The 22,152-nt window shown below is 73.4% G+C and carries 18 protein-coding genes; 9 read left to right on the top strand and 9 right to left on the bottom strand.

Annotation, left to right across the window (positions count from 1 at the left end):
- Positions 1-189: 189 nt before the first annotated feature.
- The 5 genes from ABZV94_RS26095 to allB all read right to left on the bottom strand — a co-directional run bounded on the left by ABZV94_RS26095 (position 190) and on the right by allB (position 7,301).
- Positions 190-2,559, bottom strand: a complete 2,370-nt coding sequence (locus ABZV94_RS26095) for an MFS transporter (RefSeq protein ID WP_356344288.1) — start codon at positions 2,557-2,559, stop codon at positions 190-192.
- Between the two features lie 193 nt (positions 2,560-2,752).
- On the bottom strand, positions 2,753-3,661 hold the full coding sequence (locus ABZV94_RS26090) for a DMT family transporter (RefSeq protein WP_356344265.1): 909 nt from the start codon (positions 3,659-3,661) through the stop codon (positions 2,753-2,755).
- Positions 3,662-3,854: 193 nt separating this feature from the next.
- Positions 3,855-4,670 carry an AIM24 family protein gene (locus ABZV94_RS26085; protein ID WP_356344263.1) on the bottom strand — a complete coding sequence of 272 codons (816 nt, stop codon included), beginning with the start codon at positions 4,668-4,670 and terminating at the stop codon, positions 3,855-3,857.
- Positions 4,671-4,792: 122 nt separating this feature from the next.
- Complete coding sequence (gene alc / locus ABZV94_RS26080; protein WP_356344261.1) at positions 4,793-5,908, bottom strand: allantoicase; 1,116 nt, start codon at positions 5,906-5,908, stop codon at positions 4,793-4,795.
- 52 nt (positions 5,909-5,960) lie between these two features.
- A complete protein-coding gene (gene allB / locus ABZV94_RS26075) occupies positions 5,961-7,301 on the bottom strand; it encodes an allantoinase AllB (RefSeq protein WP_356344259.1) in 1,341 nt (446 codons plus the stop codon).
- 275 nt (positions 7,302-7,576) lie between these two features.
- Here allB and ABZV94_RS26070 point away from each other — a divergent pair, with 275 nt between their 5' ends.
- A complete protein-coding gene (locus ABZV94_RS26070) occupies positions 7,577-8,374 on the top strand; it encodes an IclR family transcriptional regulator (RefSeq protein ID WP_356344257.1) in 798 nt (265 codons plus the stop codon).
- A gap of 214 nt (positions 8,375-8,588) precedes the next feature.
- A complete protein-coding gene (locus ABZV94_RS26065) occupies positions 8,589-9,011 on the top strand; it encodes a DUF6234 family protein (RefSeq protein ID WP_356344255.1) in 423 nt (140 codons plus the stop codon).
- A 522-nt stretch (positions 9,012-9,533) separates the two neighbouring features.
- Here ABZV94_RS26065 and ABZV94_RS26060 read toward each other — a convergent pair.
- Positions 9,534-9,848, bottom strand: a complete 315-nt coding sequence (locus ABZV94_RS26060; protein ID WP_356344253.1) for a DUF5955 family protein — start codon at positions 9,846-9,848, stop codon at positions 9,534-9,536.
- A 144-nt stretch (positions 9,849-9,992) separates the two neighbouring features.
- Here ABZV94_RS26060 and ABZV94_RS26055 point away from each other — a divergent pair, with 144 nt between their 5' ends.
- Together ABZV94_RS26055 and aceB are read left to right on the top strand one after the other, a co-directional pair.
- A complete protein-coding gene (locus ABZV94_RS26055) occupies positions 9,993-10,601 on the top strand; it encodes a nucleotidyltransferase family protein (RefSeq protein ID WP_356344251.1) in 609 nt (202 codons plus the stop codon).
- A 184-nt stretch (positions 10,602-10,785) separates the two neighbouring features.
- Positions 10,786-12,411, top strand: a complete 1,626-nt coding sequence (gene aceB, locus ABZV94_RS26050) for a malate synthase A (RefSeq protein WP_356344249.1) — start codon at positions 10,786-10,788, stop codon at positions 12,409-12,411.
- Between the two features lie 51 nt (positions 12,412-12,462).
- Here aceB and ABZV94_RS26045 read toward each other — a convergent pair whose 3' ends face one another.
- Together ABZV94_RS26045 and ABZV94_RS26040 are read right to left on the bottom strand one after the other, a co-directional pair.
- Positions 12,463-13,377: a HipA family kinase gene (locus ABZV94_RS26045; protein WP_356344247.1), complete on the bottom strand. Its 915-nt coding sequence runs from the start codon at positions 13,375-13,377 to the stop codon at positions 12,463-12,465.
- Positions 13,378-13,397: 20 nt separating this feature from the next.
- On the bottom strand, positions 13,398-14,897 hold the full coding sequence (locus ABZV94_RS26040) for an IucA/IucC family protein (RefSeq protein ID WP_356344245.1): 1,500 nt from the start codon (positions 14,895-14,897) through the stop codon (positions 13,398-13,400).
- 129 nt (positions 14,898-15,026) lie between these two features.
- On the opposite strand from ABZV94_RS26040, the gene ABZV94_RS26035 reads away from it, so the two are divergent.
- The 4 genes from ABZV94_RS26035 (at position 15,027) to ABZV94_RS26020 (ending at position 19,871) form a co-directional block, all read left to right on the top strand.
- The gene (locus tag ABZV94_RS26035) at positions 15,027-16,529 is read left to right on the top strand and encodes an IucA/IucC family protein (RefSeq protein WP_356344285.1); all 1,503 of its coding nucleotides are present in this window, start codon (positions 15,027-15,029) and stop codon (positions 16,527-16,529) included.
- A gap of 330 nt (positions 16,530-16,859) precedes the next feature.
- Positions 16,860-17,756 carry a hypothetical protein gene (locus ABZV94_RS26030; protein ID WP_356344244.1) on the top strand — a complete coding sequence of 299 codons (897 nt, stop codon included), beginning with the start codon at positions 16,860-16,862 and terminating at the stop codon, positions 17,754-17,756.
- Positions 17,757-17,808: 52 nt separating this feature from the next.
- Complete coding sequence (locus ABZV94_RS26025; RefSeq protein WP_356344242.1) at positions 17,809-19,071, top strand: VWA domain-containing protein; 1,263 nt, start codon at positions 17,809-17,811, stop codon at positions 19,069-19,071.
- Positions 19,071-19,871, top strand: coding sequence for a hypothetical protein (locus ABZV94_RS26020; RefSeq protein WP_356344240.1), 801 nt, complete (start codon positions 19,071-19,073; stop codon positions 19,869-19,871). Before ABZV94_RS26025 ends, ABZV94_RS26020 begins: the two co-directional genes overlap by 1 nt.
- Positions 19,872-19,925: 54 nt before the next feature.
- Here the strand turns inward: ABZV94_RS26020 and ABZV94_RS26015 are convergent, their stop codons facing one another.
- On the bottom strand, positions 19,926-20,552 hold the full coding sequence (locus ABZV94_RS26015; RefSeq protein WP_356344238.1) for a winged helix-turn-helix transcriptional regulator: 627 nt from the start codon (positions 20,550-20,552) through the stop codon (positions 19,926-19,928).
- Positions 20,553-20,633: 81 nt separating this feature from the next.
- Here ABZV94_RS26015 and ABZV94_RS26010 point away from each other — a divergent pair, with 81 nt between their 5' ends.
- Complete coding sequence (locus ABZV94_RS26010) at positions 20,634-21,842, top strand: pyridoxal phosphate-dependent aminotransferase (RefSeq protein ID WP_356344236.1); 1,209 nt, start codon at positions 20,634-20,636, stop codon at positions 21,840-21,842.
- Positions 21,843-22,152 lie beyond the last annotated feature (310 nt).

Raw genomic sequence — 22,152 nt, 5'->3', positions numbered from 1 at the left:
CGGCCCGCCGGCGCGGGCACGGCCTTTCGGCGCCGGGGCCGCCGTCCTGTCCGCCCTCCTCGTCGGCGGCACCGTCACCGCCGTCCCGGCGGCCGCCGCGGTCGGCAGCATCTGCTACTCCGACCTGCCCTGGCACCGTCTTCCAGAACCGGGAAGGCGTCCTGCCCATCGGCTGCTGACGCGCCGGGACTACGCCTCCTTGTGGCTGAGGAGGATGTCGACTCCGGCCGGGCCGCCGTCCACGGTGACCTGCGTGGCCACCGGCGCGTAGCCGGCGGCGATCACGGTGTACTGGTCACTGGTGAGGTCGGTGAAGGAGTAGCTGCCGTCGACGCTCGTGGTGCGCGTCCCGACGACGTTCCCTGCGGTGTCGACCAGGGTCACCCGGGCGTCCTCCAGCGGCCGTCCGTCCTGGGTGTGCACCGTCCCCGACAGGGTCGCCGCGGTGGTCAGCCGGATGTCGCAGCGGGTGGTCTCGGCGGAGACGGTGACCGGCACGGCGGCCGGGCGGTGGCCGGGCGCGCTGACACTGAGCGTGTAGTCCCCGGGCAGCAGATCGCCGATGCGGTAGCCGCCGGCGGTACCGGTGGTGGTGGAGGCCGTCACGTCACCGTGCCGGTCGGTGGCCACCACCAGGGCGCCGGGAAGCACCTCCCCGTTCCCGCCGCGCACCGTGCCGGCCACGCCGGCCGGGCTGGGCACGAGCACGAGGTCGTGCGAGACGGGGGTACCGTCCAGGGTCAGCGTGGCGACCTGCGGCCGGTATCCGGAGGCCGAGCCGATGAGGACCAGGCTGCCGCTCCCGGGAAGGTCCACCGCGTACCGGCCGTCCTCCCGGGAGGTGGTGCGGGCCAGCTGGTGACCGGCCGTGTCCAGCACGGTGATCGCGGTCCGGGGTACGGGTACGCCCGCAGCGTCCCGCACCTGTCCACGGATGCCCGCCGCACCGGCCGTACCGTCCACACCGGCCTCGGCGGCCGCGGGGGCGGCGGTGGCGGTCCGCCCGGCGGACTCGGCTCCGGGTACGTCCTCGGTGCCGGATACGGCCTCGGCGGCAGGAGCGGCTCCGGCCCGGTCCCGCTCCCCGGCGTCCTCCACGGGCAGGGCCGCCCTCCTCCGGGCGCGGAACAGCAGCGCGGTGACGAGCACGGCGAAGGCGAAGAAGCCGGCCGACCACCAGTAGGCGACGGTGTAGCTGTGCAGCGCCGCGTTCGCCTTGACCAGGGGGTCGGTCAGGTGGTGCCGCGCGTAGTCGGTGGCCGCGCCGGCGGCCAGGGTGTTCAGCAGCGCCGTACTGATCGAACCGCCCACCTGCTGGGTGGTGTTGACCGCCGCCGAGGCCACGCCCTGGTCGCTCGCCCGCACCCCCAGGGTGGCGTAGCTCATGGCCGCGGGCATCGACATCCCGAGGCCCGCGCCCAGCAGCAGCAGCGGCGGCAGCACGTGCGGCGCGTAGCTGCTGTGCAGGTCGAGGCGGGTCAGCCAGACCATGCCGCCCACGGCCAGCAGCATGCCGACGGGCACGACGGTCTTGGGCCCGATCCTCGGTACCAGCCAGTTGGTGGACAGCTGCGCCATCACCATCAGCGCGCCGACCATCGGCAGGAAGGCCACGCCGTTCTTCACCGGCGAGTAGCCCAGCGTCGCCTGGAGGTAGTAGGTGAGGAAGAGGAAGACGCCGAACATCCCGGCGGAGGAGATGAGCACGGTCGCGAGCGCGGCGGCGCGGTCGCGGTCGGCCAGGACGCGCAGGGGCAGGACGGGGTGCTTCGCACGGCTCTGCCAGAGGAAGAACGCGACCAGCAGCAGACCACCCGCGGCGAGGAAGCCCCAGGTCATCCAGTTGTCCCAGTCGTGCGTCTCGGCGTTGGCGAAGCCGTAGACGACACCGAACAGGCCGCCGGAGACCAGGACGGCGCCGAGGATGTCCAGCTTGGGCCGCTCGGCCGGGACGGAACGGCCGATGAGGACGGCCGCGCCGATCAGCGCGGGAATCGCGATGACGTCGTTGACGTACAGCGTCCAGCGCCAGTCGAGGTACTCGGTGAGCAGGCCGCCGAGGACCAGGCCGACGGCGGCGCCGGAGCCGGCGATGGCGCCGAATATGCCGAACGCCTTGGCGCGTTCCTTGGGTTCGGTGAACGTCGTGGTCAGCAGGGAGAGCGCCGCCGGCGCCAGCAGGGCGCCGAACAGCCCCTGCACGGCACGCGCGACGACCAGCATGGTGAAGCCGCCCGCCGCACCGCCGACCGCGGAGGCGGCGGCGAAGCCTGCGATGCCGATGATGAAGGTCGTCTTGCGGCCGAAGAGGTCGGCGAGCCGGCCGCCGAGCAGCAGCAGGCTGCCGAAGGCCAGGGAGTAGGCGGTGACGATCCACTGCCGGCCGTTGTCGTCGAAGCCCAGGTCCTGCTGGGCGGAGGGCAGGGCGATGTTCACGATCGTGGCGTCGAGCACGACCATGAGCTGGGCCAGGCCGATCACGGCCAGTGCCCACCAGCGGTGCTTCGGCGGGGCGTGGGTCTGGCCGGACGGCCCGGCCTGGACGGGGGCGACCGGGATGGCTTCCACGATGGGACTCCCTGATGGTGCTCGGATTGCTCGGTTGTGCGTCAGCGCCGGCGGACGACGGGTCCCCGTCCACCATCGGTCCGAAACGGTTTCGTACTGCAAAGGTAGGCAATTCCTCAGCGAAACTCAAACGTTTCGATCAGCCTTCCCGCCACGGCCGTCCCTCGGCCGGCCCGCGCTCGTGTCAGGCCGCCGCCCGGCGCCCCCACGCCGTCCCCAGCAGCACCAGCGCGCCGCCCGCCAGGCCGAGTGCGCCGAGCCGGTCGCCGCCCAGCGCGATGCCGGCGCCGGCGGCCCACAGCGGCTCGGTGCCGAGCAGCAGGCTGACCCGGGAGGGCGAGGTGCGGCGGACGGCCCACATCTGCACGAAGAAGGCGAACACCGTGCACAGGGCCGACAGGAACAGCAGACCCGCCCACTCCCGCGCGCCGAACCCCGTCGCGGCCGTCCACGGCGCCGGTCCCCCGCCGGTGGCGGACAGCAGGGCGAAGACGGCGACGGCCGTGCCGAGCTGGACCGTCGTCAGCGGCAGCGCGCCGGCGCCCTGCACGGCCCCGATCCGGGACATGGCCAGCACGTGCACGGTGCGGGCGCACGCGGCCAGCAGCATCAGCAGGTCGCCGAGGGAGGGCCGGGTGAATCCGGCGCCCTGGGTGAGCAGGACGACGCCGAGTACGGAGACGGCCGCCGCGCCGAGGAAGGACGGCGTGGGCCGGGTGCGGGTGACGGCGGCCTCGGCGAGCGGGGTGAAGATCATGGTCAGGCTGATGATCAGGCCGGCGTTGGTCGCCGAGGTGTGCACCACCCCGTACGTCTCCAGCAGGAAGATCCCGGCGAGGATCAGTCCGAGCAGGGCCGCGCCGCGCCACTGGGCGCCGGTGAGCGCGCGCAGGGACCGGCGGCCGGCGACGGCCAGGGCGGGCAGCGCGAGGGCGAACCGCAGCGCCAGGACGGCCAGCACCGTCCGGGCGGTGGTGATCTCCTTCGCCGCGAGGTAGCTGGCACCCCAGCAGACCGCGACGAGCAGCACGGGCAGGTCGGTGTGCCAGGCCCGGCGGGGCGCGAGCGCGGCGGGCACGGCGAGCGAGGACATGGGTGCGGCTCTCCCGGTCTCCGGATCGGGTGCGGAGACATCGGCGGCTCGCACGGGTCGCGCTCACCGTACCGACGCCGGCGATCTTCGGCCAGGTCTTTCGGTCGGGGCCAGGTCTTTCGGCCAGAGCCTCGTCGCCCGGGTCGGGCCGGCTGGGACCGGCCCCTCCTCGGGGAGGTCGTGACGCGTCGGCTCAGCCGGCGTGCGTGGAGAACAGTCCGCCCGTCGGGCCCTGCTTGTCGCCGCCCTGGGCCTTCTTCAGGGCGTTGGCGAGGCCCTCGATGGTGAGGGACTGCAGGATCACCCGGCCGTTGCCCTCCAGGGTGGCCAGGGACAGTCCCTCGCCGCCGAACACCGCGTTCATCAGGCCTTGGCGGTTGAGACCGCCGACGCGCTGGACGCCGTACTGGATGCCCTCCTCGAAGGCGACCACGCAGCCGGTGTCGACCTCGATGCGGCCGCCGAAGTCCGCCGGGTTCAGGTCGATGAAGTTGCCCGCGCCCGCGATGATCACCGTGCCGTGCCCGGTGAACTTCTCCAGGACGAAGCCCTCGCCGCCGCTCATGCCGGTGCGTCCGCCGGCGAAGGCGATGCCGAAGTCGACGGTGGACTCCGCGGCCACGAAGGCGTCCTTCTCGGCGAACCACGCGCGCGTGCCGTCCAGCTCCAGGGCACGCATCTCGCCGGGGAGCACACCGGCGAAGCCGACCGTGCCCTCGCCGCCCTGGGCGGTGAAGTACTGGAAGGCCAGCGACTCACCGGCGAGCATGCGCTGGCCGACCTGCATGGCGGTGCCCATGGCCTGGCGGAGCAGGCCGCCCATGCCGCCGCCCCCGGCGCCGCCCTGCTGGCCACCGCCGTTCGACGGGCCGGACAGGCGTGTCTCCATGGTCACGTTCGTCGTCTTGAACAGGAACTTCCCGGCCTCGCAGTACACGGTCTGGCCGGGATGCAGGTTGACGACCGCCATCTGCATGGCGTTGCCGACGATCTCTTGCTGAAGTGTCACGCGGGGAGAACGCGGGAGACGGACCCGTGAGTTCCGGTCGTCCGGAAACAGGTCCGTGCGGGTGACTCGCGGGGCGCCCCGGTGCCGTCCGTGCCGGGGCGCCCGCGCGTGTCAGGGGTGGGTCAGCCGCCCAGCTCCTGGTGCCGGGCGGCGAGGGCGGCGGCGCCCTGCTCGGTCAGCGAGCCGAACAGGCGCAGGCGGGAGATGCCGCCGTCGGGGAATATGTCGATCCGCGCGTGGGTGCCGACCGCCGGCTCGGGCAGGACGAAGCGGTGGTCGGTGTCGGGCTGGAGGCGGGTGCGGGGCAGGATCTCCCGCCACTCGCCGTCCTCCCCGTCCCGCACGGACACCGAGGCCCAGCCGGCGCTGTTGCCCTTCAGGCAGGCCGTGTCGATCTCGACGGCGCGGATCCGGGACCGGGCGACGAGCCGGTAGCGGATCCAGTCGTTGCCCTGGTCGCGGCGGCGGCGGGTCTCCCAGCCGTCGTCCATCTTGCGGGAGCGGCCCGGCTGGATGGTGTTGGTGGCCGGGGAGTAGAAGAGGTCGGAGGCGTCCTCGACCCGGCCGCCGTTCTCCAGGGCGACCACGTCGAAGGTGCCGAGGGCCGCCAGCCACCCGGGGTCCGGGACGACCTCGCCGTGGACGCGCAGGCGGGCGATGCCGCCGTCGGGGTGCTGGTTGACGCGCAGGTGCGTGAAGCGCTGCTCGGCGGTGACCTCGAAGCCGTTCGCCGCGTGGCCGCCGACGGCGGTGCGCGGGACGATCGTCGTCCACTTCACGTCGTCGCCCAGCAGTTCCTCCGGGGACGGCGAGCCGGTTACGGACGTGGCCTCGACCGAGACGGCCTGCGGGTAGTTGCCGCGGAAGTGGGCGGTGTCGACGACGATCCCGCGGATCACCCCGGGCGCGCCGAGGCGGACCAGCGCCCAGTCGTGGTCCTCGGCGGTCGGCCACGGGTGCTCGGCGGAGGCGCCGCGCCGGCGGCGGGTCTCCCAGCCGTCCATGATCTTCCCCTTGTGCCCGAAGTGCTCGGGGTCGAACTCGGCCCGCTCCGCCACCAGCAGGTTCTCCCGCTCGGCGAAGAACTCGTCGTTGGCGGCGATGACACCGGCGCCGAGCCGTCGGTCGGCGAGGTTGGCGTACCGGGTGAAGGGGAAGTCGGCGGTGCGGTAGTCCGCGTACGGGTCGCCGCCTCCGTAGGGGTTCGCGTCGCCGGTGAAGCTCGTAATCGCCGTCACGGTGATCAGGGGGTCCTTTCTGGAGTCGGCAGGGTGCGGGTGCGGGGGGGGCTCACTGGGGGCGGGCGAGCAGGGTGCCCTTCGGCGCGGTGAACGCGCCGTCGGCGACGATGCGCTCGCCGCGCAGCCAGGTGGACTTCACGACGCCGTGCAGGGTCTTGCCCGCGTAGGCGGTGACCCGGTTGCGGTGCTGGAGGCCGGCCGGGTCGACGGTGAAGGTCTCGTCGGGGGCCAGGACGGCGAAGTCGGCGTCGTGGCCCGGGGCGATGGCGCCCTTGCGCGCGCCGAGACCGGCCAGGGCGGCGGTCTTCGCGGACATCCAGCGCACGACGTCCTCCAGGCCGTACCCGCGCGCGCGTGCCGCGGTCCACACGGCGGACAGGCTGAGCTGGAGGCCGGAGATCCCGCCCCACGCGGTGGCGAAGTCGTCGGTCTTCAGATCGGCGGTGGAGGGCGAGTGGTCGGTGACCACGCAGTCGATGGTGCCGTCGGCGAGCGCCTCCCAGAGCAGGTCCTGGTTGGCGGCCTCGCGGATGGGCGGGCAGCACTTGAACTCGCTGGCGCCGTCGGGGACTTCCTCGGCGGTCAGGGTGAGGTAGTGCGGGCAGGTCTCGACGGTGACGCGGACGCCCTCGGCGCGGGCGGCGCGGATGAGCGGCAGGGCGTCGCCGGAGGACAGGTGCAGTACGTGCACGCGCGCGTCGAGGCGCCTGGCCTGTGCGACGAGGTGGGCGATGGCGGTGTCCTCGGCGTCGCGCGGGCGGGAGGCGAGGAAGTCGGCGTACTTCGGGCCGCCCTGCTGCGGGGCCGCGGCCAGGTGGTGCGGGTCCTCGGCGTGCACGATGAGCAGCCCGTCGAACCCGGCGATCTCGGCCAGGGAGCGGGCGAGCTGGTCCTGGTCGAGGTGCGGGAACTCGTCCACGCCGGACGGGGACAGGAAGGCCTTGAAGCCGAAGACGCCGGCGTCGTGCAGCGGGCGCAGGTCCTTGACGTTGTCGGGGAGGGCGCCGCCCCAGAAGCCGACGTCGACGTGTGCCTTGTCCCGGGCGACGTCCTGCTTGATCCGCAGGTGCTCGACCGTGGTGGTGGGCGGCAGGGAGTTGAGCGGCATGTCGATCAGGGTGGTGATGCCTCCGGCCGCCGCCGCGCGGGTGGCGGTCCAGAAGCCCTCCCACTCGGTGCGGCCGGGGTCGTTGACGTGCACGTGGGTGTCGACCAGGCCGGGCAGCAGGACGTGGTCGCCGAGGTCCTCCAGCCGGGCGGCGGCCGGGACCTCGGCGTCGTACGGCAGGACGGCCGTGATCGTCCCGGCGGACACGGTGACGGTGGCGGCCCGTGTCCCTTCCGGGGTGATCACGCGCGTGGAGCGCAGCACCAGTTCAGCGTCGGACACCCGAACCCCTCTCTCTACCGCCGTTTTACGTCCGGGAAACGGGATTTACACCCACGTAACGGACTTCAACGTTCTGTTGAAGGAGTCTTCACTCCCGCTCCCCCGCCGTCAAGAGGCACACTTCTGGGCAGCGCGGAAAGCAGTAACAGCTGTGGACGTTTCCACAAAGCGGAATTAGAATTCCAGCAAGCAGAACGTAGCTACGTACAAGCAGGGAGTCAACCGACTGCCGGGTAGGCTTCTGCTCTCCCCGCCAGTCCCGAAAGGAACGCGCCGTGCCGACGTCCAGCGCCAGCACCACCGACTCCGCCAAGCCCTCCGCCGCCGGCGGGGTGCAGTCCCTGGAGCGCGCCTTCGACCTGCTCGAGCGGATGGCGGACGCGGGCGGCGAGGTGGGTCTGAGCGAGCTGTCCGCGGCGAGCGGGCTGCCGCTGCCGACCATCCACCGGCTGATGCGCACGCTGGTCGCCTGCGGCTACGTCCGCCAGCAGGCCAACCGGCGCTACGCCCTCGGACCCCGGCTGATCCGCCTCGGCGAGTCCGCCTCCCGGCTGCTCGGCACCTGGGCGCGGCCGTACCTGGCCCGGCTGGTGGAGGAGACCGGCGAGACGGCGAACATGGCGCTGCTCGACGGGGACGAGATCGTGTACGTGGCCCAGGTGCCGTCGAAGCACTCGATGCGGATGTTCACCGAGGTCGGCCGGCGGGTGCTGCCGCACTCGACCGGCGTGGGCAAGGCGCTGCTGGCCGGCGTGCCGGACGACGAGGTCCGCGCGCTGCTGGCCCGCACGGGCATGCCGGCCGCCACGGAGAAGACGATCACCACGCCGGAGGGCTTCCTGGCGGCGCTGGAGGACGTGCGGCGGCTGGGCTACGCGGTGGACGACAACGAGCAGGAGATCGGGGTGCGGTGCCTCGCGGTGTCCGTGCCGGACTCCCCCACGGCGGCCGCCATCTCCATCTCCGGCCCGGCGGGACGGGTCACGGAGGCGGCCACGGAGAAGATCGTGCCGGTGCTCCAGCAGATCGCGGGTGAACTGTCGGCGGCGCTGGTCAGCCAGAACCAGGGCTGACGGGTACGGCGCCGGCCGGGCCGGTACGTCGAGCGCCACGGCGGCGAGGAGGCCGTCTCCACGCCGGGCCCGCGACGAGCCCTGAGCCGCCGCCCCGAGGACCGCACCGCACGACGCGCACCGGGCACCGGAGCACCGCTCGCGCACCCCGGCTCACCCGCGGCTGAGTATGCGTACTCATGTGCCCCCTCGGCCCCGCGGGCAGGGTGGCGGCATGGACCTCCCCGTCGCCCCGCCGGCCTTCGACGCCACCACCGGCCCCGGACCGCACCGCCGTGCCGACCGGGGCGCCGATGTCGCAGCCGGGTGCGGGCTGGTGTTCCTGGAACTGGCCGCCCTGGCCGTGATCTTCGGGCTCTGGGCGTTGTCCGGGTGGACCTTCGACCCGGCCGAGACCGCCACGACCGACCCGCTGTGGACCTACCTCGCCGCGGCCGGCGGAGTCGGCGTCCTCGCCCTCGTGGCGGGCCTGATCGCGGCGCGGGCCGGGGCCTTCGTCACGGTGGCCACTCAGACCGTCGTGGCCGCCCTGGTGTGCCTCGTCGCCTTCGGCGGGGCCGCCGCGCAGTCCCACGAGGACCGGGTCTGCCGCGACATGCCGTCGGCATCGGGCTGCCGGGGCGACGAGCGGCCGTAGCGGATGGCTACCCGAGGCGACTCGCCGAACAGGCCCACCGCGTCGCGCACCGAGGACCGGGCCTGCCGCGACATGCCGTCGGCATCGGGCCGCCGGGGCGACGAGGGGCCGTAGCGGATGGCTACCCGAGGCGACTCGCCGAACAAATCCACCGCGTCGCGCACCGAGGACCGGGTCTGCCGCGACATGCCGTCGGCATCGGGCCGCCGGGGCGACGAGGGGGCCCAGGCACTGCCTCGGAGCACCCCCGCCTCGCCGGACCCGGCACGCTCGGCTCCCTGGCACCGTTCCTCGCGGCCGGCCTGATCCGAACAGCAGGGCCTACCCGCGAGGCGGCTCGCCGAACAGGTCCACCGCGTCGCGCACCGAGGACCGGGCCTGCCGCGACATGCCGTCGGCATCGGGCCGCCGGGGCGACGAGGGGGCCCAGGCACTGCCTCGGAGCACCCCGCCTCGCGGGACCCGGCACGCTCGGCTCCCTGGCACCGTTCCTCGCGGCCGGCCTGATCCGAACGGCAGGGCCTACCCGCGAGGCGGCTCGCCGAACAGGTCCACCGCGTCGCGTACCTGGGACAGCCCGCGGGCCAGGGCGCTCATCGAGCCGATCGCGCCGGCGATCAGTAACAGGGAGCTGCGCAGGCGCGGGATCTCCGGCAGGCCGCCGGCGGCCATCGCGGCCAGCGCCGCGAGTTCGTCCTCGGCTATCGCCCGGTCGGGGAAGTCCGCGGGCAGCGCGGCGAGTTCGCGACGCAACCGGGACACCGCGGTCCGCAGTTCCGCCACCCTCGGGTCCTCGTCGCTGCCGGTCACTGGCCTCTGCCCCAAGCTCCGCAACACAGCTCTCCCCCCAGACACGCGGTCGTGCGCGGGCCAGTAAACGCCACCCCGTGCGGGAGCGCCACAGCGCGGACCGAAATTCAGCCCCACGGAACCGGCGCCGGAAAACCGTCCGGTTCCGCCGCCGTCGGGTATGCAGGACCCATGACGGACAACCAGGATCTCCAGCGGGATGTCGCGGGCCTGCTGCTCGCCGCCGGCGGCGGCAGACGGCTCGGCGGGCGCCCCAAGGCACTGCTGTCGTACCGGGGCCGGCCCCTGGTCGAGCACGCGGTCGGGGTGCTGCGCGCGGCCGGGTGCGAGCGGATCCACGTGGTGCTGGGCGCCGCGGCGGACGAGGTGCGGGCCCGCGCCCGGCTCGACGGCTGTGTGCTGGTGGAGAACCCGGACTGGGCGGCGGGCATGGGCTCCTCGCTGCGCGCGGGGCTGGCCTCCCTGGCCGGTACGGGCGCCGGCGCGGCCCTGGTGAGCCTGGTCGACCAGCCGGGCATCGGACCGGCGGCGGCAGCCCGGGTGCTCGGCGCCCACAGGGACGAGACATCGCTGGTCTCGGCCGCCTACGCGGGGGTACGCGGGCATCCGGTGCTGTTCGGCGCGGCGCACTGGTCGGGCATCGCGGAGACGGCCACCGGGGACCGCGGTGCGCGGGCCTATCTGAAGGCGCACGAGGGGGAGATCCGGCTCGTGGAGTGCGCGGACGTCGCCGAGCCGTACGACATCGACACGGAGGCCGACCTGAGCCGCCTCCGGTGATCGGGGTGGCACGGGGCGCCACCTTGCCTCGACCCGGAGAATCTCGACATCAACAAACCATTGAACTTCCACGATGAGGAAACTACTATCCACTGATCAGAAGCGCCTGTCCGCACAGCGGGCGCTGACCGCCCTGTTCGTGCCACTTGGCACCCGGTGCCACCGCTGAAGGAAGTGACAGCTCATGTCCGCACCAGCGCCGTCCCCGCTGGCCATCGTCGACGCCGAGCCCCTGCCCCGGCAGGAGGAGGTCCTCACGGACGCGGCGCTCGCCTTCGTGGCGGAGCTGCACCGGCGGTTCACCCCGCGCCGTGACGAACTCCTCGCCCGCCGTGCCGAGCGCCGCGCCGAGATCGCCCGCACCTCCACGCTCGACTTCCTGCCGGAGACGGCCGCGATCCGCGCGGACGACTCCTGGAAGGTCGCCCCGGCCCCGGCCGCGCTGAACGACCGGCGCGTCGAGATCACCGGCCCCACCGACCGCAAGATGACCATCAACGCGCTCAACTCGGGCGCGCGGGTCTGGCTCGCCGACTTCGAGGACGCCTCCGCCCCCACCTGGGAGAACGTCGTCCTCGGCCAGCTCAACCTGATCGACGCCTACACCCGGAACATCGACTTCACCGACGAGCGCAGCGGCAAGTCGTACGCCCTGCGGCCGAACGAGGAGCTGGCGACCGTCGTCATGCGCCCGCGCGGCTGGCACCTGGACGAGCGGCACCTGGCCGACACCGGCGGCCGTGCCGTCCCCGGCGCCCTCGTCGACTTCGGGCTGTACTTCTTCCACAACGCCCAGCGCCTGCTCGACCTCGGCAAGGGCCCGTACTTCTACCTGCCGAAGACCGAGTCGCACCTCGAAGCGCGCCTGTGGAACGACGTGTTCGTCTTCGCGCAGGACTACGTCGGCATCCCGCAGGGCACCGTCCGCGCCACCGTCCTGATCGAGACCATCACGGCCGCGTACGAGATGGAGGAGATCCTCTACGAACTGCGCGACCACGCCTCCGGGCTGAACGCCGGCCGCTGGGACTACCTGTTCTCCATCGTGAAGAACTTCCGCGACGGCGGGCCGAAGTTCGTCCTCCCGGACCGCAACGCGGTCACCATGACCGCCCCGTTCATGCGGGCCTACACCGAACTCCTCGTCCGCACCTGCCACAAGCGCGGCGCGCACGCCATCGGCGGCATGGCGGCCTTCATCCCGTCCCGCAAGGACCCCGAGGTCAACAAGGTCGCCTTCGAGAAGGTCCGCGCCGACAAGGACCGCGAGGCGAACGACGGTTTCGACGGCTCCTGGGTCGCCCACCCCGACCTGGTGCCGATCGCCATGGAGTCCTTCGACAAGGTCCTCGGCGACAAGCCGAACCAGAAGGACCGCCTCCGCGAGGACGTCCACGTCGAGGCGGCCGACCTGATCGCGATCGACTCGCTCGACGCGAAGCCGACGTACGCCGGACTGGTCAACGCCGTCCAGGTCGGCATCCGGTACATCGAGGCCTGGCTGCGCGGGCTCGGCGCGGTCGCCATCTTCAACCTGATGGAGGACGCGGCCACCGCCGAGATCTCCCGCTCGCAGATCTGGCAGTGGATCAACGCCGGCGTCGAGTTCGAGAACGGCGAGAAGGCCACCCCGGAGCTGGCCCGCAAGGTCGCCGCCGAGGAACTGGCCGCCATCCGCGAGGAGACCGGCGAGGAGGCCTTCGCCGCCGGGCACTGGCAGGAGGCGCACGACCTGCTGCTGCGGGTGGCCCTGGACGAGGACTACGCCGACTTCCTCACCCTGCCCGCGTACCAGCAGCTGCGCGGCTGACGCCCCGCCCGTCCGAGCGGCCCGGGCAGTGCCCCGGCGCCGCTCGGCGGGTCATCCGAGGTGCACCGACCAGTCCTGTTCCGCGGCCGGCTTGCCGTGCAGGTCGGGGACCCGCTTCAGCCAGTCCGGGCGGCCCGCCTGGGTCCTCGCCGCACGGGCGGCCTCCTCCGCCGCCAGCTCCTCGCGGCTCGGGAAGTCGGTGGGCAGCCACTGCGGGGAGAGCCGGACCCGGTCCAGGAGGTAGCCGACGTAGGCGTCCCGGACGTCGTCGGGCGTGGCGAACCCGGCGTCCTCGGCGAGCCAGGCGTCCGGCACCTCGGCGACGATCCCGCGCAGCAGCTCCTCCGTCACCCGGGGCGCCAGTTCGGCGTCGGCGGCGCGCACGTCGGGCCCGTAGTGGCCGAGGGCGTGGTGCCGGAAGTCGTACCGCCGGCCCGGTGCCGTGGTGTCCCAGCGGTGGTGGAAGACGAGGGCGGCGCCGTGGTCGATCAGCCACAGGCGCGCGGGCGCGGTGCCGAGCGTGGGCCAGACCATCAGGTTGGAGCTGTGCACCGTGCGGTCGACGTTCACGGTCAGCGCGTCCAGCCACACGATCCGGCCGGCCTCCAGCGGGTCCACGGGGAACGTCCGGGCGATCTCCGGGGTGAAGTCCCGGGCGCCCGGCAGGTAGTCCATGCCGAGGTTGACGCCCGCGCTCGCGCTGTGCAGCTCGCGCACCTCCTGGTGTTCCTCCCCGGCGGCGATGGCCGGGTCGAAGTGCACGAGGACCAGCTCGGGGAAGCGCAGGCCGAGCGCGCGGGCGAGCTCACCGACGACGATCTCGGCGACCAGCGCCTTGTGGCCCTGCGCGGAACCGGTGAACTTCACGACGTAGGTGCCCAGGTCGTCGGCCTCCACGACTCCGGGCACGGAGCCGCCGGAGCGGAGCGGGGTCACGTATCGAACGGCAGTCACGTCGCGCAGCACACCGGCCAGACTACGGCAGGTCAGGCGTTGGCCAGCGGGTTCGGCAGCGGCAGGTAGCGGGCGTCCGCGCCGTCCGCGCCGGTCCAGCGCAGCAGCAGGTTGGTCTTGCCGGGCAGCGTCGGGGCGCCGAGCAGGGCGGGGATCTCGGGGAGGTCGTGGCGGGCGAGTTCCCGGCGGGCGGCGGGCCAGGGGTCGAGGCCGGGGTGGTGGTCGGCGAGGGCGCCGGCGATCTCGCTGAGGTGGTTGACGACCAGGCAGTACACCAGCCGCTCCCAGCCGGCGGCCCGGGTCACGTCCGGCAGCAGCTTGGCGCCCTCCGCGTCCCGGAACAGTGCCTGCACCGGCGTACCGTCCGCGTCCACGGCGACCAGTGTGTTCTGCAGGTGGGCCTCCAGGACCACGCCGTGGTCGTCGAACGCGGTCAGGGCGGGCGGTACCACCTGCCGCAGGTACGCCTCCCACCAGGCGGCCGGATCACAGGCCGCGGCGAGGGGGCTGCCCTCGAAGCCCTCGGCGAGACCCGCCGCGAGCAGGGGGGTGGCGCCCGGCAGCAGATGGCCGCGCAGCCCGTCGCGGACCAGGACGGCCAGTTCCTCGAAGGCGAACGCGGCGGTGCGGTAGCCGCGGTCGCCGAGCCAGGCCGAGGGCGGCCCCATCGCCGCGAAGGCGTACCGGACGGCGGTGTCGGTGCGGCGCAGTCTGCGCAGGTCGTGGCGCCACAGGCGGCGGATGTCGTTGGTGATGCGGACGTCCAGGCTGAACTTCAGGAACAGGTCGCGGCGCCGTGCGTACACCGTGCGGACGGCGGCCGTGGGCCAGGTGTCGAAGGGGGTGGTGCCCAGCCGCAGCAGCCGCCCGTCGGCGAAGGCGGGCGCGAGGTCGCGGGCGACGAGGTCGAGCTGCCAGGGGTGGGCGGGCAGCAGCCGGTAGCCGGGCGGGGCGGTGCCGAGGGCGTCCAGGGCCCGGGTGTCGCCCTCCTCGGCGACCTGGTCCTCGCGGACGCCGAGCAGCGTCAGCGGGAAATGGGCGTGCGCCTCGGGGGCGTACGGCAGCCAGGACGCGACCGGGCCGCCGCCGCGCGCCTTGGGGGCCGGGTGGTGCGGGTGGCCGGTGAGCAGGGACTGCTCGGAGCGCAGATAGGGGTCCTCGGGCGCCGTGGCCCGGGCGCGGGCGGTGAGCAGGGCGGCGATCGCGTCGCGGCTGTCGATCATCTCGGCGGGCAGGTCGCCGCCGGGCAGCCCGGTGTGCCGGCGCAGCTCCTCGGCGACCAGTTTGACCAGCTCCGAGTGGCCGATGCGGCGCCAGGCCCCGGCCGTGTACAGCTCGGGGTCGGCGGGGCGCCGACCGGGGCGCACCCGCAGCAGCCGGCCGTCCGGCAGCCGGTGGACGCGGCCGTCCCCGGTGTCCGGGAGCGGTTCGGCGACCTCCCGCAGCAGGCAGTTGAGCAGGGGTGCCGTCGCGTACGCGTCGGCGCGGCGGCCGACGGCACCGTCGGGGGGTGTGAGGTCCACGCGATCCATTCGTTCTTCGTCCAGGGGCCCGCGGTCTTCCCCGGGGCGCGCCGGTGCGCCGTGCGGGAGCCGGTGACGATCAGTATGGCTGCCGTCCCGGACAATCGTGGCGTGGCCCGTGTACCCGAGGAGCCGACCGTGCACCGTCCCCCGACCGCCGACGCCGAGATCGCCGAGGAGCTGGCCGCCGTCCGGCCCGCGCTGCTGCCCCGGTACGCGGCGGAGCTGCCCGGCGCCCGCGCCGCCGTGCTGACCCGGCTGTGGCGGGGGCTGGTCCATGAACCCCTGCCCTGGCTGACCGGCCGGGTGTCCGGGGCGGACGGCCTCGCCCTGCGCCTGGCGGACGGGCGGACCCTGCACGGGCCGCACGCGGATCCGTACGCCACGAGCGCGTACGTCACCGCCGTACGGCTGGACCGGGAGCGGTACGACGATCCCGCGCGGCTGATGACCGCGCTGGGGGTGCCGCACGCGTCCGCCTTCGCCGCGGAGCTGGCGCACAGCGTGGCCTCGCTGGCACTGTCCCGGGCCGGTGCCGGTCACCCGAAGGAGTGGCCGGTGGACGGCGGGGCGAGGGACTGGGAGTGGGAGCAGCGGGTGGTCGACGGCCACCCGTACCACCCCGGCTGCCGTTCCCGCCCCGGGTTCTCGGTGGCGGACCAGCTGGCGTACGCCCCCGAGCACGGACCGGTGGTGGAGCTGGGGACGGTGCCGGTGCCGGCGGCCGGGTGCCTGGTGTCCGGTGACTGGCCGGCCGGCCTCCGCGACGGCGACCGCCTCCTGGTGCCGGTCCACCCCTGGCAGGCCGCACATGTCCTGGGCCGGTCGTACGACGCCTGGCGCCCCGCCCGCCCGCTGATGTCCCTGCGCACGCTGGCGCTGCCCGGCGGCCCGCACGTGAAGACCGCGCTGAGCGCCCGGCTGACGTCGTCGGTGCGGGACATCTCCGCGTACTCGGTGCGGGCCGCGGCGCCGCTGTCCGCGTTCGCCGAGGACCTGGCCGCGCGCACGGACGGCCTGCTGCACATCACCCGCACGCTGGGGGCGGTCACGGCCCACTCCCCCGACCTGGCGGCACTGCTCAGGGAGTCTCCGGAGGTGTACGCCGCCCCGGGGGAACAGGTCCTGCCGGTGGCCGCCCTCGCCACCACGTCCCTGCCCGGCTCCCCCGCCTGGCTGGCCGCGTTCACCCGGCTGGCGCTCACGGTGGGCCTGCGGCTGCTGGATCTCGGCGTGGCCCTGGAGGCCCACGGCCAGAACCTGCTGGTCGTCCTGTCGGCCGACGGCACCCCGCTGCGCCTGGTCTACCGCGACCTGGCCGACATCCGCATCAGCCCGGCCCGCCTGGCCCGGCACGGCATCACCCCGCCCGCCCTCACCGGCCGCCTGATCACCGACGACGACACCGCCCTGCGCCGCAAGCTGTTCGGCTCCCTGGTGGCGGGCGCACTGGCGGGCACGGCGGGTTCGGGCCCCGCACTGGGCACGGCCCTGGCCGCCGCCGTACCCGGCCTCCCGCCCACCCCCGATCTGGCGGCCCTGCGCGAAGGCCCGCTGCCGGCGAAGGCGTTGACGCTGATGCGTCTGTCTCCGCGGACCCCGGGCGACCTGTGGGCCGCCTTGCCGAACCCGCTGCACTGAGACCACACCGGATCGTCCTCTTTTCCATGAATGACCGGCCTGCCGCTCATTACGTCCGAATATGCCCTCCCCTAGTCGCTTTTGCGTACCTCATCCTCTGATCAGGGCAACCACAGTGCGCGGGGAACGGACTGGCCGGAGGCCGCGTGGTCAGCTATGTGCCGATCCTCAGAGGCAAGCGGGGCGAGATCGAGGCCCTCTCCTGGCTCTCCGCCACGGCACTGAAGACCACACTGCCCGTCCTGGAGGTGCCCGCCGAGCGGGACGGCCTCTCCGCGTTCTGCGTTCTGCGCGAACCTCCGCTACGGGCGACTGCAGCCGGGAACGGCGGTGGCCGTCGACTGCGAACCGCTCCGCCGCTTCCTGCGGGCACACCGCCCGGGGGACGCGGCCCCCGGACCCGACCCGCTGCTGACCGTGGCCGCGGTGTGCGCCGCACCGGAGGCTCCGTACGTCGTCCCCGTACTGCACCCGCGGGCGCCGAAGCCGGTCCTGTCGGCCGCGGCCCAGGTGGCCGCCCGTCATCTGCACGGCGTGCTGGTCCGGCTGGCGATCGGCCCGCGGGGTCTCGACCGGCGCGCCACGGAGCGTGCTCTCAGCGGTCAACTCCACACCGTCGGCGTGCCGTTCCGCGCGGCGGACCTGGTCCTGGACGCCGGTTACGTCCCCGACGGCGGGTCGGTCTCCGCGCTGCTGGCCGTCGTGGACCGCGCCCTCACCTGGCTCACGGACCTGCCGTGGCGCAGTGTCACCCTGGCCGCTGGCTCGTTCCCGGAGAGCGTCCGCGGGCTGCGCGGGCCGCAGCCATGGGCGGTGCCCCGCTGGGAGGTGGCGCTGTGGCGGACGGTGTGCCTCCCGCGGCCCGAGGCACACGTGGGCTTCGGCGACTACGGCATCACCCACCCCCACCGCGAGGGGGCGCCGTCGGGCGTCCCCGGACGGCCGCATCCGCACCTGCGGTACACCGCCGGCGACGACTGGCGCGTCTGGCGGTACCCACGGCAGAAGGACGACGACACCGCCTTCCTCGACATCTGCCGGGACGTGGTCCGCTCCCCCCACTGGCCGGTCACCGGTGCCGCGACGTCCTGGGGAGACCTGCAGCTGCGACGCCGGTCGGACGGCGTCACCAACCGGCCGGGGAACGCCACGAAATGGCTGGCCTGGGGAACGTCGCACCATGTGGAAACGGTGGTACGCCACCTGTCCGACGCCGAGGCGCGGTGAAGCGGATCCGCTCGTTTTGGAGCGGGACCTGTCTGATCAATAAGATCCGGCGATGATCAGAAGACAACGGCTGGCGGCGGGCGTCTGTGCTCTGCTCGCCGCCCTGACGGCCGGGATCGCGTTCCCCGCCGGCGCGGTCGCCGATGAGACGGACCAGGCCGCTCCGAAGGTCGAACTGGTGCTGGACGTCAGCGGTTCCATGCGCACCCGTGACATCGACGGCGGCACCCGGATGGCCGCGGCGAAGCAGGCGTTCAACGAGGTGCTGGACGCGACCCCCGAGGAGGTCCGGCTCGGCATCCGTACGCTCGGCGCCAACTACCGCGGCAACGACCGCAAGGAGGGCTGCAAGGACACCGAGCAGCTCTACCCCGTCGGCCCGCTGAACCGCACCGACGCGAAGACGGCCGTGGCCACGCTGGCGCCGACCGGCTGGACGCCGATCGGGCCCGCGCTGCTGAAGGCGGCGGACGACCTGAACGGCGGTGACGGCACCCGCCGTATCGTCCTGATCAGCGACGGCGAGGACACCTGCCAGCCGCTCGACCCGTGCGAGGTGGCGCGGGAGATAGCCGCCAAGGGCATCGGGCTGACCATCGACACCCTCGGCCTGGTGCCGGACGCCAAGACCCGTGACCAGCTCAGCTGCATCGCGGACGCCACCGGCGGCACCTACACCGACGTGCGGCACAAGGAGGAACTGAGCGACCGCGTCGGCGAGTTGGTGGACCGGGCGGCCGACCCGGTGGTCACACCGGTGGCCACCGAGGGCGCGGACCGGTGCGAGAAGGCGCCGGCGCTGAAGTCCGGCCTGTACACCGACCGCGCGGAGTTCGGGCAGCAGCGCTGGTACAAGGTGGACGTCGAGCCCGGTCAGGAGCTGCGCGCCTCGGTGAGCGTGGCGGACGACCGGGCCGTCCAGCCGAACTACGGTGTGCTGCTGCGGGCGGTGACCGTGCACGGCCGGGAGATCGTCCGCGGCGAGGCCGCCGGCACCGGCCGTACCGACGTCGTCTCCACCGGTCTGCGCTACCCGAGGCCGGACAGCGACGACGACGCGGCGCCCGCGGAAACGGTGTGCCTCCAGGTCACCAGCTCCTTCTCGGCCGCGTCCGGCGTCAAGACGACCCCCGGTCTGCCGCTGGAGCTGACTGTCGACGTCGTGGACGGCCCGTCCGGTCACCACGACGTGGCCGCGTTCGGTCTCGGCCGCGGCTGGTGGCTGCTCGGCACGCTGGTGCTGATCGGCTTCGTCGCCGGCCTGCTGTGGGGCTGGCTGTCACGCTGGCGGGTCGCCGTCTGGAGGACGAACTGATGCGGATCACACGTGTGGTGGGCGCCGCCCTGCTGGCGCTGGGGCTGGCCGCCGGACCGGCCGCCGCGGACTCCTCGCCCTCCCCGAGCGCCTCCGCCGACGGCGACGCGCCCACCCGGGCGGGCACCTCGTTCCGTACGGCGACCGAGATCGACCAGGGGCAGCAGGCCACCGCAACCGGCTCCGCGGGCGACTACCTGTACTGGTCGTTCCCCGCGGACACCGGACAGCGCCCCACCGTCAAGGCGACGGTGACACTTCCCGACGCGCACGGCTCCGAGACCTGGCAGCTCGACGTGTACGACGGACTGCGGCGCCGCCAGTCCTGCCAGTACGGCGCCCAGACCCGCACCGCCGCGCAGGGCGCCGCCTCGGTCGAGCTGGCCTGCGTGCTGCGCACGGTGCGCGGCTGGGCGGAGCCGTGGGCGAACGACCCGCTGCCGGGCACGTACTACATCCGGCTGACGGTGGTGGACCTCGGCGCGGCCGACCTCGGTAAGCCGGTGAGCGCCGAGGTGCGCGTCGACTCCGAGGACATCGGCGGCGCGGCGGCCGTGGACGGCTCGCTGGGCAAGCCGCTGGTCCCCGGGATCGCCGTCAAGTCCGCTGAGGACAAGGACGGTTCGAAGGGTGCCGTGCTGTCCAGCTTCGGCTCGGACGACGGCTGGTCGTCCGGGTGGTGGTCCGACCGGTGGGTGTGGACCGGGATCGGCGCGGTGCTGGCCGCGCTCGCCGGGATCGGCGGGTACGTGCTGACGCGCGGGTCCGGGCGGCCGTCTCGGGTGCCGCCGAACGTGTGAGCCGATGGAGCGCGAAGGCCCGCCGGGACGGCGGGCCTTTTCGTTCACCGGCGTTCACGCCTCCCGCAGTGCCTTGGCGAGCGTGCCGTCCCCGGTCACCGTCACCTGGCCGTCCCGTACCGCGTCCGGCAGCCGCGTCTCCCCCCGGGCGATGGCCTCGCAGGTCGCCGCGTCCATCACCAGCCGCGCGTCCGCCTCACCGGGCGCGGGCCCGTCGCCGTACACCGGCCCCCGCTCCGCCCCGACGTGGAGGTGGAAGTCCCCCTCCTCCAGGCGGACTTCCACGACGCCCTCGCCCTCCAGCGCCCGCAGCAGCGGCAGCGCGAACCAGTGCGCGCGGACCGCGTCCGTGGGCCTGCGCTCCCCCAGTTCCTCCTCGCCCCACGTGCCCAGCGCTTGCAGCACGGGCAGCAACAGGCGTCCCCGATCGGTGAGTTCGTACACGTACGCCGCGCCCGGCGGGGGCAGCCGCCGCCGGGTGGTGAGGCCGTCCCGTTCCATGTCCTTCAGCCGGGAGGCGAGTACGTCCGTGCTCACGCCGGGCAGGTCCGCGTGCAGGTCCGTGTAGCGGCGCGGGCCGGCGAGCAGTTCGCGGACGATCAGCAGGGTCCAGCGGTCGCCGACGAGGTCGAGGGCGCGGGCTGCGGAGCAGTACTGGTCGTAGCTTCGGCGAGGCGACATGCGACGCAGTCTAGACGCGTTGTTGGACTTTCCAAGCTCCTACTTGGTAAAACCAAGCAACACGAGTTTCCGGAGGGGCGCATGGAGTTCCGGCAGTCCAACAAGCTCAGCGAGGTGTGCTACGAGATCCGCGGCCCGGTGATCGAGCACGCCAACGCGCTGGAGGAGGCGGGGCACAGCGTGCTGCGCCTGAACACCGGCAATCCCGCGGCCTTCGGCTTCGAGGCGCCGGAGGAGATCCTCCAGGACATGATCCGGATGCTGCCGCGGGCCCACGGCTACACGGACTCCCGCGGCATCCTCTCCGCCCGCCGCGCGGTCGCGCAGCGCTACCAGACCCTGGGCCTCGAAGTGGACGTGGACGACGTCTACCTGGGCAACGGCGTCTCGGAACTGGTCTCCATGGCCGTCCAGGCACTGATCGAGGACGGCGACGAAGTCCTCATCCCCGCCCCGGACTTCCCCCTCTGGACGGCCGTCACCACACTGGCCGGCGGCAAGGCCGTGCACTACCTGTGCGACGAACAGGCCGAGTGGAACCCGGACCTGGCCGACATGGCGTCGAAGATCACCGACCGCACCAAGGCCGTGGTCATCATCAACCCGAACAACCCGACCGGCGCGGTGTACCCGAAGGAGGTCGTCGAGGGCATCCTCGACCTCGCCCGCCGGCACGGCCTGATGGTGTTCGCCGACGAGATCTACGACCAGATCCTCTACGACGACGCCGTGCACCACTCGGCCGCCGCGCTCGCCCCCGACCTCGTCGTCCTCACCTTCTGCGGCCTGTCCAAGACCTACCGGGTGGCGGGCTTCCGCTCCGGCTGGCTGGTGGTCACCGGGCCCAAGCAGCACGCCAAGGACTACCTGGAGGGCCTGACCATGCTGGCCTCCATGCGGCTGTGCGCCAACGCCCCCGCCCAGTACGCCATCCAGGCGGCGCTCGGCGGACGCCAGTCCATCGGCGAACTCACCGTGCCGGGCGGGCGGTTGTACGAGCAGCGGAACGTGGCCTGGGAGAAGCTCAACGAGATCCCGGGCGTGTCCTGCGTCAAACCCAAGGGCGCGCTGTACGCGTTCCCGCGCATCGACCCCAAGGTGCACCCGATCCACGACGACGAGAGGTTCGTCCTCGACCTGCTGCTGCGCGAGAAGATCCAGGTGGTCCAGGGCACCGGCTTCAACTGGCCCTCCCCCGACCACTTCCGCATCCTGACCCTGCCGCACGCGGACGATCTGGAGGCGGCGATCGGCCGGATCGGCAGGTTCCTCGGCGGGTACCGGCAGTAGCGCCTGGCCCGTCTCGCGCGTTCGTGCGAAGATCACCTCCGTTGACGACCGGGGGACCGACGCGGGGCGGGCCGCCCAACGGCTGCCAGTGCGCGCCTGACCAGCGCCGCACCCCCCTGGTCCCGTCCGACCGAGACCGGATCGGACCCGTCGGACCAGGGGGAGCAGCAGTGTTCTCGTACGGACGACCCCGTACGCACGGACAGCGCCGTACGGCCGTCGCCGTGCTGTGCGCGGTGCTACTCGCACTCGCGGCACCGGGCGCCCGGGCCGGAGGGCAGCCCCGGCCGGCCGCGCCCGCCGCCGGGCA

The sequence above is a fragment of the Streptomyces sp. NPDC004658 genome (assembly GCF_040609555.1).
In the GTDB taxonomy this organism is placed as follows: domain Bacteria; phylum Actinomycetota; class Actinomycetes; order Streptomycetales; family Streptomycetaceae; genus Streptomyces.
The sequence above is the reverse complement of the archived record's forward strand: the minus strand, read 5'-3'. Positions and strand labels throughout refer to the sequence as shown.